The 17335-nt window shown below is 64.1% G+C and carries 15 protein-coding genes; 11 read left to right on the top strand and 4 right to left on the bottom strand.

Annotated features, from left to right (window positions below):
• Positions 1 to 2: 2 nt before the first annotated feature.
• From ASE39_RS18470 to ASE39_RS18445, 6 genes are all read left to right on the top strand, one after another.
• A complete protein-coding gene (locus tag ASE39_RS18470; RefSeq protein ID WP_057229550.1) occupies positions 3 to 560 on the top strand; it encodes a hemerythrin domain-containing protein in 558 nt (185 codons plus the stop codon).
• A gap of 192 nt (positions 561 to 752) precedes the next feature.
• On the top strand, positions 753 to 2969 hold the full coding sequence (locus ASE39_RS18465) for a glycosyltransferase family 41 protein (protein ID WP_057272076.1): 2217 nt from the start codon (positions 753 to 755) through the stop codon (positions 2967 to 2969).
• Between the two features lie 67 nt (positions 2970 to 3036).
• On the top strand, positions 3037 to 4437 hold the full coding sequence (locus ASE39_RS18460; protein WP_057272075.1) for a UDP-glucose/GDP-mannose dehydrogenase family protein: 1401 nt from the start codon (positions 3037 to 3039) through the stop codon (positions 4435 to 4437).
• Complete coding sequence (locus ASE39_RS18455) at positions 4434 to 5384, top strand: UDP-glucuronic acid decarboxylase family protein (protein WP_057229544.1); 951 nt, start codon at positions 4434 to 4436, stop codon at positions 5382 to 5384. The genes ASE39_RS18460 and ASE39_RS18455 overlap by 4 nt, the downstream gene beginning before the upstream one ends.
• Before the next feature lie 177 nt (positions 5385 to 5561).
• The gene (locus ASE39_RS18450; RefSeq protein ID WP_057229542.1) at positions 5562 to 6629 is read left to right on the top strand and encodes an AbrB family transcriptional regulator; all 1068 of its coding nucleotides are present in this window, start codon (positions 5562 to 5564) and stop codon (positions 6627 to 6629) included.
• A gap of 97 nt (positions 6630 to 6726) precedes the next feature.
• On the top strand, positions 6727 to 9156 hold the full coding sequence (locus ASE39_RS18445) for a tetratricopeptide repeat protein (protein WP_057272074.1): 2430 nt from the start codon (positions 6727 to 6729) through the stop codon (positions 9154 to 9156).
• A gap of 110 nt (positions 9157 to 9266) precedes the next feature.
• Here the strand turns inward: ASE39_RS18445 and ASE39_RS18440 are convergent, their stop codons facing one another.
• The 3 genes from ASE39_RS18440 to ASE39_RS18430 all read right to left on the bottom strand — a co-directional run bounded on the left by ASE39_RS18440 (position 9267) and on the right by ASE39_RS18430 (position 11863).
• On the bottom strand, positions 9267 to 9566 hold the full coding sequence (locus tag ASE39_RS18440; protein ID WP_010462989.1) for a DUF3567 domain-containing protein: 300 nt from the start codon (positions 9564 to 9566) through the stop codon (positions 9267 to 9269).
• A gap of 331 nt (positions 9567 to 9897) precedes the next feature.
• Positions 9898 to 11052, bottom strand: coding sequence for a DUF3108 domain-containing protein (locus ASE39_RS18435; protein WP_057272136.1), 1155 nt, complete (start codon positions 11050 to 11052; stop codon positions 9898 to 9900).
• 28 nt (positions 11053 to 11080) lie between these two features.
• The gene (locus ASE39_RS18430; RefSeq protein WP_010462987.1) at positions 11081 to 11863 is read right to left on the bottom strand and encodes an IclR family transcriptional regulator; all 783 of its coding nucleotides are present in this window, start codon (positions 11861 to 11863) and stop codon (positions 11081 to 11083) included.
• A 103-nt stretch (positions 11864 to 11966) separates the two neighbouring features.
• Between ASE39_RS18430 and ASE39_RS18425 the strand changes: the two genes are divergently transcribed.
• Both ASE39_RS18425 and ASE39_RS18420 read left to right on the top strand, forming a co-directional pair.
• The gene (locus ASE39_RS18425; RefSeq protein WP_057272073.1) at positions 11967 to 12980 is read left to right on the top strand and encodes a fumarylacetoacetate hydrolase family protein; all 1014 of its coding nucleotides are present in this window, start codon (positions 11967 to 11969) and stop codon (positions 12978 to 12980) included.
• Between the two features lie 330 nt (positions 12981 to 13310).
• Positions 13311 to 14291 (top strand): tripartite tricarboxylate transporter substrate binding protein, encoded by a 981-nt coding sequence (locus ASE39_RS18420; protein ID WP_057272072.1) that lies wholly within the window; start codon positions 13311 to 13313, stop codon positions 14289 to 14291.
• Positions 14292 to 14484: 193 nt separating this feature from the next.
• Here ASE39_RS18420 and ASE39_RS18415 read toward each other — a convergent pair whose 3' ends face one another.
• Positions 14485 to 14898: a VOC family protein gene (locus ASE39_RS18415; RefSeq protein ID WP_057272071.1), complete on the bottom strand. Its 414-nt coding sequence runs from the start codon at positions 14896 to 14898 to the stop codon at positions 14485 to 14487.
• A gap of 256 nt (positions 14899 to 15154) precedes the next feature.
• Here ASE39_RS18415 and ASE39_RS18410 point away from each other — a divergent pair, with 256 nt between their 5' ends.
• The 3 genes from ASE39_RS18410 (at position 15155) to ASE39_RS18400 (ending at position 17315) form a co-directional block, all read left to right on the top strand.
• Complete coding sequence (locus ASE39_RS18410) at positions 15155 to 15490, top strand: hypothetical protein (protein WP_057272070.1); 336 nt, start codon at positions 15155 to 15157, stop codon at positions 15488 to 15490.
• 29 nt (positions 15491 to 15519) lie between these two features.
• A complete protein-coding gene (locus ASE39_RS18405) occupies positions 15520 to 15837 on the top strand; it encodes a hypothetical protein (protein WP_057272069.1) in 318 nt (105 codons plus the stop codon).
• Between the two features lie 314 nt (positions 15838 to 16151).
• A complete protein-coding gene (locus tag ASE39_RS18400) occupies positions 16152 to 17315 on the top strand; it encodes an iron-containing alcohol dehydrogenase (RefSeq protein WP_057272068.1) in 1164 nt (387 codons plus the stop codon).
• The last annotated feature ends 20 nt before the right edge of the window (positions 17316 to 17335 follow it).

Here is a 17335-nt window from a genome sequence, read left to right as displayed (position 1 = left end):
GGATGGCGTCCTCTCCTGCACCCGCTCGCCACATTCCTGGCTTCAGCGCGCCCGCAGTAGGGTTCGAAGAGCCCTTTGCCATGCTGGAAGCCTGCCACGAACGCGTGCAGCGCACACTGGCACTTCTGGGCCGCCTGCGTGAGCATGTCCGCCAGCAAGGTGCTGACGAGAGCGCGCGCCAGGCCGCACGCGATGTGCTGCGCTACTTTGATGTGGCTGCGCCATTGCACCATGAGGATGAGGAGCTGCATGTCTTCCCGCTGCTCCTGGCCCAGGCCTCGCCTGAGGTGAAGGTGCTGGTGCAGGCATTGCAAAAGGACCATGTGGACATGGTGGCTGACTGGGAGGCGGCGCGAGTTCCGCTACAGGCGCTGGCGCAAGGGTCTATCCAGGGATTCTCGGAATCGATCGAGGCGCTCTTTGATCGATTTGCGGCGCGCTATGCGAGCCATATCCACCAAGAGGAACATCTGGCCTACCCGGCTGCGCTGCATCTGCTGGAGCCCGCTGTGCTTGGCCGGATGGGGCAGGAGATGGCGCACCGGCGGGGCGCTGCCTGAGGCGCAGGCAGGCTCCATCAGCGCGCTCTGAAACAGGGCGTTACGCTACCCGCTTTCCATGGTGGTTCGCTTGACGGTGAGTGCTTGGCTGTTGGCCCGGGAGCGGCCCGGCTAGCGTCGGACGGCGGTTCGGTACTGCGCAGGTGTTTACCATGAGGGGATGTCAACCTCTCATCCGTATCGGGAAGCACCTTGACCGACGCAAAGAAACCCCATTTCGGCCAGTCCTTCAAGCCTGGCGCCGTACCATCCAGCCAGCCCAGTTTCAAATTCGGAATCAATTACGGAACGGGCTTGGTTGCGGGCGGTAGAGCTGTGGAGTCGCCCCTTCCCGATGATGCGACGGCGTGCAACACCCGGGGCAATGAATGGCTGCTGTCCAACCGGCCCGCAGACGCCATTCGCGCCTACGACCGGGCCATCGCTCTCAAGCCCGACTACATTGATCCCTATTTCAATCGTGGCAACGCGCTGCTACGCCTGCAGCGCAACCAGGAAGCGCTGGCTTCGTTCGACCAGGCCATCGCGCTGTCGCCCGCATTGGGGCTCGCGCATTACAACCGGGGAACGGTCCTGCAAACCTTGGACCGGTTGCCGGAGGCCATGGAAAGCTACCGCAAGGTGCTGGCGATAGATCCTGCGAATGTTCAGGCGCGTTTCAATCTGGGCTGCATTCACCTGCAGATGAAGCAGTTTGATGAAACCCTGGAGTGCATGGACCAGGTGATCGAACGCGCACCCCAGATACCGGAGCCGCACAACAACCGGGGCACGGCCTTACTCAGGCTGGGCCGGTATGCAGAAGCGGTCGCTGCCTTCAGCCGGGCGCTGGAGCTCAATCCGCAGTCCGCCGAGGCGTACAACAATCGTGGCGAGGCGCAACTGCAATTGAGAAATTTGGAAAGTGCACTGGCGGACGTTAGCCGGGCGATCGAGCTTCGGCCCCAGCAAGCGGAGTCCAGGTTTCTTATGGGCCGGCTTTTGCGGGAGATGAAGCGGTACGACGAGGCTTTGCAGCAGTTCTATGTGGCCCAGCGCCTGCCTGCTCCTTTGGCGATGCTGCAAAGCGAGATAGTTACCGCCAAGGTCCATGGTTGTATTTGGGAAAACCTGGATGAGGAGTTACTTCAACTCCAGCAAGAAATCAGGGCTCGGAAGCCTGTCCTTGAGCCTTTCTCTGCCCTGTCCGTGTTCGACCAGCCTGCCCTCCACAAAGAGGTTGCACGCCTTCTTGTAGAACGCGATCTGCCAGCGTCTGCGGCGTTGGGCGCGATTCCTGTTCGTGCAAGGGGCGAGAAGATTCGCATCGGTTACTACTCCGCAGATTTTCGCAACCACCCCTCTGCGTACTTGATTGCAGAGCTGATTGAAGTGCATGACCGCGAGCGATTTGAGTTGTTCGCGTTTTCGGTCAGTCCCCAAGTGCACGACAGTATGCGCGAGCGACTGGTGGTGGCTTTTGACCATTTTCTGGATGTGCGTGAGCGTACCGATCTTGATATTGCGAGGCTTTCGCGAGAGCTTGGTATCGACATTGCCGTGGATCTGATGGGCTTTACGCAAGCGACGCGTTTGAGGTGTTTTTCCTACCGATGTGCACCCGTTCAGGTCAGCTACCTGGCTTACCCTGGCACCACCGGCGCCAGCTACATGGACTACGTGATTGCCGACAAGGTGGTGATTCCTCCCCATGCCCAGGCCGACTTCACTGAAAAAGTGGTCTATCTGCCGCACAGTTATCAAGTCAACGACTCCCAGCGGAAAGTAGCTGATCGCAGCTTTTCCCGCGACGAACTGGGTTTGCCCGCTACTGGTTTTGTGTTTTGCTGCTTCAACAACAATTTCAAGATCCTGCCGTCCACATTCGACGGCTGGATGCGCATCCTCCACGCTGTTGAAGGCAGCGTCTTGTGGCTGCTGGAAGACAACCCGATTGCGGCCCGGAATCTGCGCCGAGAGGCGCAGGCCCGGGGGATTTCTGCAGACCGCCTCGTGTTTGCCGGCCGTGTGTCCATGGATCAGCATCTTGCCCGCCAGCGGATGGCCGACCTTTTCCTTGACACGCTGCCCTACAACGCGCACACCACCGCGAGCGATGCATTGTGGGTAGGGCTGCCAGTTCTGACGTGTTCAGGGCAGTCGTTTGCGAGCCGAGTGGCTGCAAGCCTGTTGCATGCTGTCGGGTTGCCCGAGCTTGTCACCGAGACGCAGTCTGCATTTGAGTCCCGAGCCATAGAGCTTGCCCGCGATGTGACACAGCTCGGGCGCATTCGGGACAAGCTGGGGGAAAAAAGGCCCCATTCGCCCCTGTTCAATGCCCGGCTCTTTGCGCGGCATATCGAGTCGGCGTACACCACAATGGTCGAACGCGTGCACCAGGGGCTACCTCCCGATGTGATTGAGGTGTGAAACTTCACGGCGCCCTTCACGTGGGCGCGAGCCTCGTGTGTTGTATTTCTCATTTTTTGCCCCCTTCATGAATCTCACCTTGTTCGGAACCGGTTACGTGGGGCTCGTTACAGGCGTATGCCTTGCGGAGCTGGGCAATGATGTCCTGTGCATCGACACGGATGCCGACAAGATCGCCACACTGCAGCGCGGAGAGGTGCCAATCTATGAGCCCGGGCTGCAGGAGTTGATCGTCGGCAATGTCCGCGCCGGCAGGCTGGCGTTTTCCACCGACATGGCGCGCGGTGTTGCCCACGGTGATGTGCAGTTCATCGCGGTGGGAACACCCTCTGCGGACGATGGCAGTGCGGACTTGAGCCATGTGTTTGAGGTGGCGGGTGCCATCGCGACCCACATGACCGGCTTCAAGGTGATCGTCAACAAATCCACCGTACCTGTGGGCGCGGGCGAAGCGGTGCACAAGGCCGTAGCCACTGTGCTTGCCCAGCGCTGGCCAGATGCCCAGCCAGCACCTGGCTTTGCGGTGGTATCGAACCCAGAGTTCCTCAAAGAGGGCAGTGCGATCAACGACTTCATGCGGCCTGACCGCATCATCGTTGGGTTGGGCGACGGGCCCGAAGAGCAGCGTGCCGGTGATCTCATGCGTGCGTTGTATCGGCCATTTGGGCATGGGCATGATCGTGTCATCTGCATGGACCGTCGCAGCGCCGAGTTCACGAAGTACGCGGCCAACGCCATGCTCGCAACGCGCATCAGCTTCATGAATGAAATGGCCAATCTGGCCGACCGCCTGGGTGTGGACATCGAGCCAGTGCGGGTGGGCATTGGCGCCGACCCTCGCATTGGGGACAGCTTTCTTTACCCGGGCGTGGGCTACGGCGGCAGCTGTTTCCCCAAGGATGTGGCCGCGTTGCAGCGGATGGGAAATGACGTGGGGCTGCCGCTGCAGTTGCTTGCAGCGGTGGCACACGTCAACGATGGCCAAAAGCGGCTGCTGGTGGACAAACTCGTACAACGGCTCGGACCGGATCTCTCCGGCCGCCGGCTTGCCTTGTGGGGTCTGGCCTTCAAGCCCAATACCGATGACATGCGTGAGGCTCCCAGCCGGGTGCTGGTGCGCGAATTGCTGGAGCGTGGGGCCGTGCTTCAGGTATTCGATCCGGTAGCCATGCAGGAGGCTCGCCGCTGTCTGGAGGACGACCTGCGCGACAGGCCTCACCTGCTGGAGCGTATTTGCTATGCCCAGGGCCCTATGGAGGCGGCGCGCGACGCAGATGCCTTGCTGATCGTGGCCGAATGGCAGGTTTTCCGCAGTCCCAATTTCGATGCCCTGCGGGCGGCCCTGCGGCAGCCGCTGATCGTGGACGGGCGCAATCTTTACGAACCACGTTCCATGCGAGCCCTGGGTTTTGACTATCTGACCGTGGGCCGTAACGCGTTGGAGGCACTGGGATCCACCACACCATGACGACGGCGAAGAAAATCCTGGTCACCGGGGGCGCGGGCTTCCTTGGCTCCCATCTGTGCGAGCGCCTGCTGGGCGATGGCCATGCGGTGTGGTGCATGGATGACTTTTCGACGGGCTTGGAAAAAAACATCGCCCACTTCCAGGCTTTGCCGGGCTTTCGCTTGCTTCGCCATGATGTCACCCAGCCGCTGGATGTCGAGGTGGATGAAATCTACAACCTCGCCTGCCCTGCATCACCTGTGCATTACCAGGCCGATCCACTGCGGACCCTGCGCACCAGCGTGATCGGTGCGATGAACCTGCTGGAGCTGGCCCGTAAGTGCGGGGCCTTTATTCTGCAGGCTTCCACCAGCGAGGTGTATGGCGACCCCAGCGTGCATCCGCAGCCGGAGTCCTACTGGGGCAACGTCAACCCCATCGGGGTGCGTGCCTGCTACGACGAGGGCAAGCGCTGTGCAGAGACCCTGTTTTTCGACTACCGGCGCCAACATGGTGTGCGCACGAAGGTGGTGCGGCTGTTCAATACCTATGGCCCCCGCATGCGCCCCGACGATGGCCGGGTTGTTTCCAACTTCATCGTCCAGGCTCTCAGTGGCGCGGACCTGACGGTATATGGTGCAGGGGCACAGACCCGCAGTTTTTGCTATGTAGACGACCTGGTGGAAGCCCTGGTGCGCACGATGGCCACGCCCGACGAAGTGGCGGGCCCCATCAACCTGGGCAATCCGGACGAGTTCACCATCCTGGAGCTGGCGCAAAAGGTTCTCGCGCAGACCGGGTCCTCTGCCCGGATCACCCACCATACCCTGCCGGGAGATGACCCCCGTCAGCGCCAACCCGACATCGCGCTGGCGCGGCAGCTGCTGGGTGGCTGGGAGCCCCGCATTGATCTTGACGCCGGTTTGCGCAAGACCATTGCCTATTTCAGGGCGGAGGGCACCGGTTGAGTTGAAAAGGCGCGATGGGCACCGGGTGGCATGGAGTGTTGTGGGATCTGGCTCTGGGAGTTTGCGTTGGCATTCCACGATGCCCCCCATTCCATTTTCCTCCGGTGGTTTGAGTCCAAGTGAGGGTATGGTCCCCGTGGGAGGCGCCGCCTTGTGCTCCGTAAGCATCCCAAACCCATGCCTGTGAATTTTCTGCTTCGCGTCCTTTTCACCCTTTTTCTCGCCCTGGTTGCCGCCGGTGGCTGTGTTGCGCTGCACACGCCCTTGCCGTGGATGATCGGTCCGTTGTTGGCTACGTCCATCGTGTCGATGGCGGGTGGCCCTACGCACAGCTGGGGGCCGCTGCGCAATGCGGGGCAATGGGCCATTGGTGCGGCGCTGGGTTTGTATTTCACCCCGCAGGTGGTCGTGCTGATTGGGGGGCTCTGGTGGGCCATTGCGCTGGGTGTCATGTGGGCGTTGTTCCTGGGCTGGCTGTTCGGGGCCTGGTTGTACCGTGTGCATGCACCGCGTATGCATGGTGTACCTGCACCCATGCTGCGTGCCACGAGCTATTTTTCCGGGGCCATTGGTGCGGCATCTGAAATGACATTGCTGTCCGAGCGTGAAAACGCCCGGACGGACCTTGTGGCGGCCAGCCACAGCCTGCGCCTGCTGATCGTCACCTTGACGATCCCGTTTGCCCTGCAGTGGAGTGGCTTGCAGGGGCTGGACATGCTGCCGCCGATGGCCCGCGTGGTGAGCTGGCCCGGGCTGGCGCTGATGGCGCTGCTGACGGGGGCTGGGGCTTTGTTGATGGACCGGCTGGACCGGGCCAACCCCTGGTTCATGGGGGCCATGCTGGTGTCCATGGGGCTCACCATGGCGGGCATCACCCTGTCCGCCGTGCCGCAGTCGATGGTGAATGCAGCGCAACTGGTGATCGGCATAAGCCTGGGCGTCCGGTTTCGCGCAGATTTCCTGCACACGGCGCCGCGCTGGCTCGTGTCTGTGTCTGCGGGCACCGTGGTGCTGATGGGGGCGTGTGCGCTGTTTGCGGTACTGCTGGCCTGGGCCACCGGGCTGCCATGGGTCACGTTGCTGCTGGGTACCTCGCCAGGAGGCATCACCGAGATGGCCATCACCGCCAAGGTGCTGCAGCTGGGCGTGCCGGTGGTCACTGCGTTTCAGGTGTGTCGGCTGATGGCCGTGCTGATGCTGGTCGGCCCGCTCTACCGGTGCATCTACCCTGCCACCGTGGCCTGACCGGTTGCGGGCGCGTCACAATCCCACCTCTGTCGACGCTGATGGATTGTCCTGGCGACGGTCTGTGAGCGTTCCCATCCGTTGCACATCCCCGACCATGAGCATTCACTACAACTTCGGCGTACGCCCTCCCCAAGCAACGAAAGCCCAGCTGGCCGCGTGGCTGGAGCAGGCCATGCAAGCGCACCAGCAGGGAAGCCTTGCGCAGGCCAACCAGCTCTACAACACCATTTTGAAGAATGATCCGAAAAACGTTGGCGCCCTGCACATGCAAGGTGTGCTGGCGTACCAGGCGGGCCATCTGCAAATGGCGGTGGATCTGATCGGCCAGTCCATCAAGCTGGTGCCAGAGGATGCGGCTCCCCATGTCAATCGCGGGCTTGCCTTGGGTGCTTTGAAGCGCCATGACGAAGCACTGGCGCACTTTGAGCGGGCCATCAGCCTGCGCCCTGGTTTCGCCGAGGCCTATGTCAACCGGGGGATCACCCTGAAAGAGCTGTCGCGGCCCCTGGATGCCATTGCGAGCTACGACCAGGCGATTGCCCTCCATCCCCGTCTGGCGGCCGCGTTCAACAACAAGGGCAATGCCTTGCGCCAGCTCGACCGGTTGGAAGAGGCGCTGAAATGTTATGAGCAGGCCTTTGCTCTGGACAGCGACGACGTGGATGCGTGTCAGAACATGGGCATGCTGCATGCCGACGCAGGCCGCCCGGACGAGGCTTTGCAGTGCTTTGACCGGGTCATCGCTCTGCGGCCGCAGCATGCGGAAGCCCACAACGGCAAGGGCGCGATCCTGGCGCAAAGGGAGCAGTGGACGCAGGCCATTGCGCACTTCGAGGCCGCCATTCAGGGCAATGAAAAACTGGTCCAGGCACACAAGAACCTGGGGCTCGCGCAGCGCAGTCTTTTCCAATTGTCGAATGCCGTGACGGCTTTTCAGAGGGCTGCGCAGCTGAGCCCGCAAGATGTGGAGATCCTGTCGTTTCTGGCCCTTTCATTGCTAGAAGCGGGGCGGTATGCCGAAGCACTGGCCGCCTACGACCAGGCGATTCGGTTGGCGCCTGAAAGGCCGGACCTGTACTACAACCGCGCAAATTTGCACATCCGGTTCAACCGGCATGAGGATGCCGTGGCCGACTACATGGCGGTGTATCGCCTCAAGCCAGATGCCAAGTATCTGCTGGGGTATCTTGCGAGCAGTCGGCTCAAGACCGGTGATTGGAGGCACCTGGCGGACGATATGGCGCAATGTGAGCAGAGTATCCGGGCCGGTGAGCTGGGTGTGAAGCCCTTCATCGCTCTTTCGCTGTTCGACGCGCCCGAGCTGCACAAGCAGGCGGCACAAGCTTCCGTGCAGCAGGATTTCCCAGAGTCCACCGTCCTGGGCACCATCCTTGCGCGTGCTGGCGGAGGCAAGATCCGGGTCGGTTACTACTCTGCGGATTTCCACGGCCACGCCACTTCGTATCTGATAGCGCAGCTTTTCGAAGTCCACGACCGTGAACGCTTCGAGTGGTTTGCGTTTTCGTTTGGACCTCCCGCGACGGATGCCATGCGCGCGCGTCTGGTCGCAGGTTTCGACCATTTCATCGACGTGCGCGAGCGCAGCGAGATCGATATCGCCCGCTTGTCGCGGGAGCTGGGCATTGACATCGCCATTGACCTGATGGGTTTCACGACGGGCTGCCGATTTGGCATTTTTGCCCACCGCTGCGCACCCGTCCAGGCCGGTTATCTGGGCTACCCGGGGACGACCGGTGCGAACTATATGGACTACGTGATTGCCGACAAGGTGGTCGTCCCAGCCCAGGCGCAGATCCATTTCACCGAAAAACTCGCCTACCTGCCGCACAGCTACCAGGTCAATGACTCGCAGCGCGCAATCAGTGATCGGGTCTTCACCAGAGAGGAGGCACGGTTGCCTGCGACAGGGCGCGTGTTCTGCTGTTTCAACAACAACCAGAAGATCCTTCCGAAGGTCTTTGACAGCTGGATGCGCATCCTGCAGGCGGTTCCGGACAGCGTTCTCTGGCTTTTGGCAGATAACCCTGCTGTGGAGGGCAGCCTGCGGCGTGAGGCGCAGGCGCGCGGCGTGGCGCCTGAGAGGCTGGTGTTTGCACAGCGCCTGCCTCTGGATCAGCACCTGGCGCGCCACCGGCTGGCTGACCTGTTTCTGGATACCTTGCCCTACAACGCCCACACCACGGCCAGTGATGCCTTGTGGGCGGGTCTACCGGTGCTTACGCGGCTGGGAGAATCGTTTGCGGCGCGTGTGGCGGCGAGCCTGCTGCATGCCGTGGGCCTGCCGGAACTCGTGACCCACAGCGCCGCAGAGTATGAAGCTCTGGCGATCTCACTCGCGCGGGATCCTGCGCGCCTGAAAGCGCTGCGCGACAAACTCCAAGCGGAAAAAGCCCAGGCCCCACTGTTCAACACCCTTCAGTTTGCGCGCGACATCGAGGCAGCCTATGTCGCGATGCATGGGCGGTACATGCAGGGCCTGGCGCCTGAAGTGATCGAGGTATAGAGCCGGAGGCGGGGAGGGCATGCTCCCCAGGCTCTGGATTTTGGCGAGGCCCGTAGGGCCTCCGGGTGTGCCGCTACCGTTGCAGTAGAAACAGCTGAAGCGCAGGTGGATCAGTGAACGACCACGGGGTTCTGCGCCAGGCCCGCATAACGGTCCAGCGCGTCTTCCACTTCTTCTTGCGTGGGGGTGTCGCGCTGCCAGGCCAGGATCTGCTCCTGGAACATCTCGGCCCAGGAACCGTCCAGGTACACCTCTTTGCCCGAACGCTTGTCCACGATTTCAAAGCCATGGCGTGCGAGCTGGGGAACTGCGGGGGCGGTGTCGTTGAGCGCCTGGGTGCTCTTTTTCTCCACGGCGTCGGGCAGCATGTGGACCACCACGAAGGATTCTGAGTCGTAGAGCATGTGCATCGTGTTCCCCTTGTCGATATAGATGTCAGATGACAGCGGGTTCGCAGAGTTCAAGGCCCAAGGCAGCTTCCAGGAAACGCTGGCAAGGTCGTAACGCCTTGTCCTACGGATCGGTTATCAGGGGAAGCCCGCTCTGGGCTTGGTTCTCTGCTGCGTTCCAGTATTTCATGAAAAAGTGATGCGACCGGGTTCGTGCGGGTTTTTTACCGCTCCAGGGCTCGGGTGGCGTTCGGGCGCAACACTTTGATGCAGGAGGGGTGTCGCAGCCGTCCGCTCTGCCGCCTTCTCTCTCGCGGAGCCTGGCTTCAGTCGGCCTCGCCCCGACCACGCCTCAAGGTGCGCCACTGCTGCGCAGTAGCAGGTCCGCAAAGTCGCCGTTGGCCTGGGTCAGCTTGATGCGCACGGGCAGGTAGTTGAGGCTGGGCGCCACCCACAGCTCGGCCTTCTGGTCGTAGTCCTTGCGGGGCAGGCGCAGCAGCTTCAGGGCGGGGGTGGGGCCTGCAGGCAGGTCCAGCGTTTCCGGGCCCTCCACGGTGAAGGTCCAGCGGTCGGCGGTGCGGGCGCTCACGGTGGTGATGGTGACCTGGGTGCCGGGCACAAAACGGACGGGGTCGGCGGCCAGCATGGCGCCCAGCTGGATAAACAGGCTCAGCCGGTCCTGCGCGCCAGGGCCCACGGCGGCCTCGGGCGTGTTGGCGCTGAAGGTCACCCGGCCCTTGGCATGGTCGAAATGTGCAGCCTGCTCGCTGCGGGACTTGTCGGAGAACTTCTCGGGCAACAGGCCCTGGGCCGTGATGGCGCCCACGCTGCGCTGCGTACGGCTGCCCACCAGGAAGGCGCTGACCTCCTGGCGCGCTTCGTAGCGGCTGCCGTCGTGTTGCCAGAGCAGCTCGGCACGGGCGTTGTAGGCGAACTTCTTGGCCTGCCCGCTCACGTCGAACACCAGCCGGGTGGGGGCCGGAATCCGTACGGGGGGCGGTGGGGCGCCTGCAGTGCGGTCTGTGCCGGAGCCAGGGGGCGCGATGTCGATCCCGGCGGCGGTGGTTTCTACTGCAGACGGTGCCGAAGCCCCTGACGCCGGCACCTCGGCCGGGGGGGCTGATGCTGGGGTGGCTGTGCTTGGCGTGGCAATGTCTGGTGCTGGCGCCGCGGCGGTGGAGTTTGCGCTGGCCTCTGCACCCGCCACCTGCACAGAGGCCTCGGGCGCCGCAACCGTCGGATCTGCTGCAGCCGGGGAGGGGGCGGGTGGCGCCTGTCTTCTGCGCACCACGGGCTTGGCCGCTATGGCCGCAGGCGGGGTGGGCGCGGCTGTTGGGGCCGCAACGGGGGCTGGTGCGGGTGGCGCGGCTGCCACGCTGCGCGTGCTGAAGACGCGGCCCGCCATCGGCTGCTGAGGGCTGTCCCAGGCCAGGGGCACGCCGTGCAGCACCAGCCAGTGCAAGGCCAATACCAAGGCGGTGATGAGAACCAGGGCCTGCCGTGGCATCCAGTCGGTCGCTGTACGGTGGTGGATGTCAGGCGCTGCCTGCGCCCAGATCACTGGAGAGCTGGGCGGCAGCCGCGCGCAGCGGCACGTCAATGGCGCCGCCCCACTCGGGGTCGAAGGTGGCGATGGAGCCCAGCGTGGTGATGCCCAGCTCCAGGTGCCCGTCCGAATCGAACACGGGCGCGCAGAACGCCACGATGCCTGGCAGCAGGGTGTCGACCACGCGGGCGGCACCGCGCGTGCGCACCTCGGCCAGCAGGGCGTTCACCTCGGTCATGGTGGAGGGCAGGTCGGTGCGCCGCATCTTCACTGCGCGGGCCAACTCGTCCTTGAGCAGCGGGGCCACCACATCAGGCGCCATGTGCGCCGCAAAGCAGCGGCCGGTGGCCGACGACAACAGCGGCATCACGTCGCCCAGCCGCAAGTTGGCAGTGACAGCCTGAGGCGATTCCTCCCAGTGCACGATGGTCGGGCCGTGGTTGCCCCACACGGCCAACGCCAAGGTGTGGCCGATGCTTTCCATGAGCTCGGGCATGCGCTCGCGCGCCAGGCGCACGGCATCGAGCCGGGCCAGCGAGGCCAGCCCCAGCTTGAGGGCGGCGGGGCCCAGGTCGTATCGCGCGTTGCGCGGGTCCTGCGTGACCAGGCCCAGGCGCTGAAAGCTCACCAGATACCGGTGCGCCTTGGCCGCGCTCATGCCGGCCGAGGCCGCCACATCCTTGAGCATCAGCGGCCCGCGCGAGCGTGTCAGCCCCTCCAGCAGGGCAAAACCCACCTCGACCGATTGAATTCCTGCACGTTCTTTGTCCATGTGCACTAAAATTTGCGAGTTTTGTTTAGTTAAATCAATTTACCCAAGCGTAATTCGTGTTGGGTGAAGACTTTCAACCCCTTGAGACAAAGGTCCTGCCACCATGAAACTTGCTACCTACAAAGACGGCTCGCGCGACGGCCAACTGGTCGTTGTCTCCCGCGATCTGGGCACGGCCCATTATGCGACCGGCATTGCCAGCAAGCTGCAGCAGGTGCTGGACGACTGGGGCTTCCTCTCGCCCCAGCTGCAGGACCTGTACGACCAACTCAACAGCGGCCGCGCGCGCCACGCCTTCCCCTTTGACCCCGCCCAGTGCATGGCACCGCTGCCGCGTGCGTACCAGTGGGCTGACGGCTCGGCCTACATCAACCACGTCGAACTGGTGCGAAAAGCGCGTAACTCCGAAGTGCCGGAGAGCTTCTACACCGACCCGCTGATGTACCAGGGCGGCAGCGACGACTTCATCGGCCCGCGCGACGACGTGGTGGTCCCGAGCGAAGCCATGGGTATCGACTTCGAGGCCGAGATCGCCGTCATCACCGGCGACGTGAAGATGGGCACCAACGCCGACCAGGCGCTGGACGGTATCCGCCTGATGATGATCGCCAACGACGTGAGCCTGCGCAACCTGATCCCGGCCGAGCTGGCCAAGGGCTTCGGCTTCTTCCAGAGCAAGCCCGCCACCGCCTTCAGCCCCGTGGCCGTCACGCTGGACGAGCTGGGCGACGCCTGGGACCACGGCCGCGTGCACCTGACCGTGCAGTCCACCTGGAACGGCCGCAAGGTCGGCATGTGCGACGCCGGTCCCGAGATGACCTTCCACTTCGGCCAGCTCATCGCCCACGTCGCCAAGACGCGCAACCTGCGCGCCGGCTCCATCATCGGCAGCGGCACCGTCAGCAACAAGGGCATCACCGACGCCAGCGGCCGCACCGAGTGGCCCAAGGGCTACAGCTGCATCGCCGAAAAGCGCTGCATCGAGACCATCCAGGACGGCAAGCCCAGCACGGACTTCATGAAGTTCGGCGACACCATCCGCATCGAGGTCAAGGGCAAGGACGGCGCCAGCATCTTTGGCGCCATCGACCAGACGATTGCTGCGCCTGAAGCCTGAGCCTGAGCCGCGACGGCCACTGCAACTGCAACCGTCGCCACAGCCAGTGGCTGCTGGCAGCGTTAGCAGTAGCGGTAGCGAGCGAATGTGCAGTGGCCTTGTCCGGCAGGGCGGGCCCCGCGCACCGCTCGTTCTGCAGGGCGCGCCTGCCAGCCCACCCCCCACCCGTTCGGGCTGAGCCTGTCGAAGCCAGGGCCGAGCGATGGAACACCGTGTTCAGCCCCCAGGCTCCCGCAGCAGGTGCAAAATATCAATAAAAACAGCCTCTACCGCTTGATAGTCAAGCGCTAGCAGCTATTAAATTCATAGTAACTACAAGGAGACAGCCCCATGCAACGCAGAACCCTCTTGTCCGCCCTGGCCGCCGCAGGCGCCTCCACCGCAGCCCCGTGGGCCGCTGCCCAGCAGGCCGCCTGGCCTGACCAACCCCTGCGCTGGGTCGTGCCGTACCCGGCCGGCGGCGGCACCGACGTGCTGGCGCGCACCGTGGCCGAGGCCATGCGCCAGACCCTGGGCCAGCAGATCATCGTGGACAACCGCCCCGGCGCGTCCACCAACATCGGCGCGCAGATGGTGGCCACCGCCAAGCCCGACGGCAATACCTTCATGTCGGCCGACAATGCCGTGCTGGCCTTCAACGAGCACCTGTTCACCAAGCTGCCGTTCAACCCCGAGAAAGACTTCACCTACGTGGGCGGCATCAGCCGTTTTCCGCTGGCGCTGGTGGTCAACCCCGCGTTCGAAGCCAAGACGGTGAAGGAATTCCTGGCCTACGCGCGCGCCAACCCCGGCAAGCTCAACTACGCATCGCCCGGCAACGGCTCGCCGCACCACCTGGCGATGGAGATGTTCAAGAACCGCACCAAGACCTTCCTCACGCACATCCCCTACCGGGGCGCGGCGCCTGCGCTGCAGGACGTGATGGGCGGGCAGGTGCCCTGCATGTTCCTGGACCTGGCCGCCGGCCTGCCCGTGATCACCTCCGGCAAGGTGCGCGCCCTGGCCATCGGCTCGGCCAAGCGCGTGGCCGCGCTGCCCGATGTGCCCACGCTGGCCGAAGCCGGCGTGCCCAACACCGAGGTGTTCGCCTTCCAGGGCATCCTGGCGCCCGCCAGCCTGCCCGCTGCCATCACGGCGCGCTTGAATGCCGACCTGAACAAGGCCCTGCTCAACCCCGCCGTGGTCAAGCGCATGAACGACTTCGGCATGGAAGCCCTGCCCGGCACGTCGGAGCAGTTCCGGGCGATGGCCCGGGCGGAGTCCAAGCGTTGGGGGGAGATCATCAAAACGGCTGGGGTGAAGCTGGACTGATGCATTGATCCCCGGTGTGAGCGCCGTGCCACCAGTGAGCGCTCCAAACGAGGCATCGTCGATCTGTCCAAGCCTGCGCATCAGACTGCGACTGCAGGCTGCAGCCCAAGGGCTTGCACCAATGACCTGGCCAAGCCAGCTCCGCGGTTCGACCCACATATTTGCCGCGCCGTTTCAAGCGCGAGGAGGCAGGCTACTCCGGCAAGTGGCACACCGCTTCCACGTTGTTGCCCTCAGGGTCGATGACAAAGGCGCCGTAGTAGTGCTCGTGGTAGTCGGTCCGCAGGCCGGGGGCTCCGTTGTCCTTGGCGCCGGCGGCGATGGCGGCGGCGTAGAAGGCATCCACCTGCGCCCGGTTTGCTGCCCGCCACGCCAGGTGGCAGCCCGTGGTGGCCGGCGGGCCGCCATATGGGGAGGGGCCATCGATGAACCACACATCGGCCTTTTTGCCGTCGGGCTCCGACGCATCGGGGTAGGCAAAGCCCAGCATGTTCGAGCCGTAGTTGCCTTCAAAACACAGGCTGTAGCCGAGGGGCGCAAGGGCTGCGCTGTAGAAGGCCTTGGCGCGGCCGATGTCCGTCACGCGGAAAGTCATGTGGTCAATCATGGGGAAATTGCTCCTCTGGGTTGTCTGCATGCGTTTTGCATACATTCGAATACTGTATGTAAATACAGTATTTGTGGCAAGCGAAAACGGATGGGTGTTGTGGGCGCGAGAACCCTGCCACTGGCTCCGCACGCAGACTACCGTGGCGTTTGGGCAGGGCACGGCCTCGATTTTCGGACGCCGGGGTACAGTGCCCCAACGCGGATGCGTCCGCGGTGCGGCATTTTTTCACCCGCGCCCACCAAAGCTTTCCCCGATGTCCACTCCCACAACCCCCGAATGGGCCGACGCATTGCATCGCGCCCTGCCCATGGCCGCCCTCGTGCCGGCCGAGGTCCGCTATTTTTTCGTCAGCCCCAACGGGCAGTACGTGGCCTGCACCACCAGCGCTCTGCATTCGGTGCTGATCGACATGCAGGGGCGGCGGTACGCAGCGTTTGCCGACTGGAGCGTGCGGGCGCTGACTGATGAGGCGGTGGAGCTTGAGTCCGACGAAACCCGCATGCAGGCGTTCCCGGTCTATGCCGACCTCTGGCAGATGGCGTTGACTGACGCCACACTGCCGTGGCAGCCGGCCCTGGTTGACCGATGAAGCCGAATCATTCCTCTTCTGCTCCTGCGGTGCCGGCTCCCGTTGGGGTTGGCCTAGCGGTCCTGCTGGTGGGCCTGGGTGCGGCGGCAGCCGCACTCGGCGGCTTTGGGCATGCGGCGGGTTGTGGCACCTTTGGCATGACCTGCATCGGATCGGCCTTTGCCATTGCGTTGGGCACTTTGTGTGTTGCGGTGGTGCTGCTCCTGTGGGGCTTGCGGTCGATACCGGTGGCCGGGCCGGGCCGCTGGCGCTGGGCGGTCAAGGCACTGGTCGTTGGCATCACGGCCCTTGCGGGGATTGCGGCTTTGGTGCTGGGCGGGTTTGCGGTGCTGGTGTTGGCGAGTTAGGGCGTCGTTTAACCTCCCCGAGCTTAGAACGCTTGGGGTGGCGACCGTTGCCCTGCACGCCAGCACGGGCTCTGTTGCCAAGGCGACCGGCGGCCGGCGCAATCGCGACACAATCTCAGGGCCAACCTGGCCGCCGAGGGTGTCTACGGAGCCGTGGCGTGCAGAGCTTGTGGCGTTGCAGATGCTGCGCGCATCGCCTCCATGCCCGGGCCGTTTTGTCTTTTCGGACCACGGGCGCCAGCGCCGCCTGCGTTGCAGGTTGACCGGCGCCTGCCAATGACCCATTGGTCTCGCTTCCACCATCAAGGATCCCCATGCTGAACTTCGACTTCCACAACCCCACCCACATCGCCTTCGGCCAGGGCCGCATCGCCGACCTGGACAAGCTCGTGCCCGCCGCGGCCAAGGTGCTCATCCTCGTGGGCGGCGCCAGTGCCGAGAAGACCGGCACGCTGGCCGAGGTGCGCACGGCGCTCGCCAGCCGCCAGCACGCCACCTTCAGCGGCATCGAGCCCAACCCCAGCTACGAAACCTCGATGAAGGCCGTCGCGCAGATCCGCGAAGGCGGGTTCGACTTCCTGCTCGCCGTGGGCGGAGGCTCGGTGATCGATGCAGTCAAATTCATCGCCGCGGCCGTGAAGTTCGAAGGCGGCGACCCCTGGGCCATTCTGGAAAAGCACGGCCGCAACGTCACCGCTGCGCTGCCCTTCGGCGCCGTGCTCACGCTGCCCGCCACGGGCTCCGAGATGAACAACGGCGGCGTCATCACGCACCGCGCCAAGGGCGCGAAGCTGGCCTTTGGCAGCAACCATACCTACCCCGTGTTCTCGGTGCTCGACCCCACCAAGACCTACACCCTGCCGCCGCAGCAGCTGGCCAATGGCGTGGTCGATGCCTTCGTGCACACGGTGGAGCAGTACCTCACCTACCCGGTCAACGCGCCCGTGCAGGACCGTTTTGCCGAAGGCATCCTGCAGACGCTGATCGAGATCGGCCCGCGCCTGCTGGCCGCCCCCGAGCCCGTGTACGACGACCGCGCCAACCTCATGTGGACGGCCACCATGGCGCTCAACGGGCTGATCGGCGCGGGCGTGCCGCAGGACTGGGCCACGCACATGATCGGCCACGAGCTGACAGCGCTGCACGGCATCGACCACGCGCGCACGCTGGCCATCGTGCTGCCTGCGCTGCTGCACGAGCGCCGCGGTGCCAAGCGCGCCAAGCTGCTGCAGTACGGCGAGCGCGTGTGGGGCATCACCACCGGCACCGACGACGAGCGCATCACCGCCGCCATCGAGCGCACGCGCGGCTTCTTCGAGGCCATGGGCATCGCCACGCGCCTGTCGGGCTACGGCCTGGGCGCCGACACGGTGGGCGCCGTGGTGGCGCAGCTCGAAGCGCACGGCATGGTCACGCTGGGCGAGCAGCGCGAGATCACGCCCGCAGTGAGCCGTCGCATCCTCGAGGCCGCGCTGTAGCCCAACGCCTCCTTCGCCAG

This window comes from Acidovorax sp. Root267, assembly GCF_001429215.1.
Lineage (GTDB): Bacteria > Pseudomonadota > Gammaproteobacteria > Burkholderiales > Burkholderiaceae_C > Acidovorax > Acidovorax radicis.
Note: the sequence above shows the minus strand (reverse complement) of the source record. Positions and strands in the feature narration are given on the sequence as shown.

Coding starts and splice junctions, on each gene's coding strand:
- ASE39_RS18470 (WP_057229550.1), top strand. CDS start 3: ATGGCGTCCTCTCCTGCACCCGCTCGCCACATTCCTGGCTTCAGCGCG.
- ASE39_RS18460 (WP_057272075.1), top strand. CDS start 3,037: ATGAATCTCACCTTGTTCGGAACCGGTTACGTGGGGCTCGTTACAGGC.
- ASE39_RS18455 (WP_057229544.1), top strand. CDS start 4,434: ATGACGACGGCGAAGAAAATCCTGGTCACCGGGGGCGCGGGCTTCCTT.
- ASE39_RS18450 (WP_057229542.1), top strand. CDS start 5,562: ATGCCTGTGAATTTTCTGCTTCGCGTCCTTTTCACCCTTTTTCTCGCC.
- ASE39_RS18445 (WP_057272074.1), top strand. CDS start 6,727: ATGAGCATTCACTACAACTTCGGCGTACGCCCTCCCCAAGCAACGAAA.
- ASE39_RS18440 (WP_010462989.1), bottom strand. CDS start 9,566: ATGCACATGCTCTACGACTCAGAATCCTTCGTGGTGGTCCACATGCTG.
- ASE39_RS18435 (WP_057272136.1), bottom strand. CDS start 11,052: ATGCCACGGCAGGCCCTGGTTCTCATCACCGCCTTGGTATTGGCCTTG.
- ASE39_RS18430 (WP_010462987.1), bottom strand. CDS start 11,863: ATGGACAAAGAACGTGCAGGAATTCAATCGGTCGAGGTGGGTTTTGCC.
- ASE39_RS18425 (WP_057272073.1), top strand. CDS start 11,967: ATGAAACTTGCTACCTACAAAGACGGCTCGCGCGACGGCCAACTGGTC.
- ASE39_RS18420 (WP_057272072.1), top strand. CDS start 13,311: ATGCAACGCAGAACCCTCTTGTCCGCCCTGGCCGCCGCAGGCGCCTCC.
- ASE39_RS18415 (WP_057272071.1), bottom strand. CDS start 14,898: ATGATTGACCACATGACTTTCCGCGTGACGGACATCGGCCGCGCCAAG.
- ASE39_RS18410 (WP_057272070.1), top strand. CDS start 15,155: ATGTCCACTCCCACAACCCCCGAATGGGCCGACGCATTGCATCGCGCC.
- ASE39_RS18400 (WP_057272068.1), top strand. CDS start 16,152: ATGCTGAACTTCGACTTCCACAACCCCACCCACATCGCCTTCGGCCAG.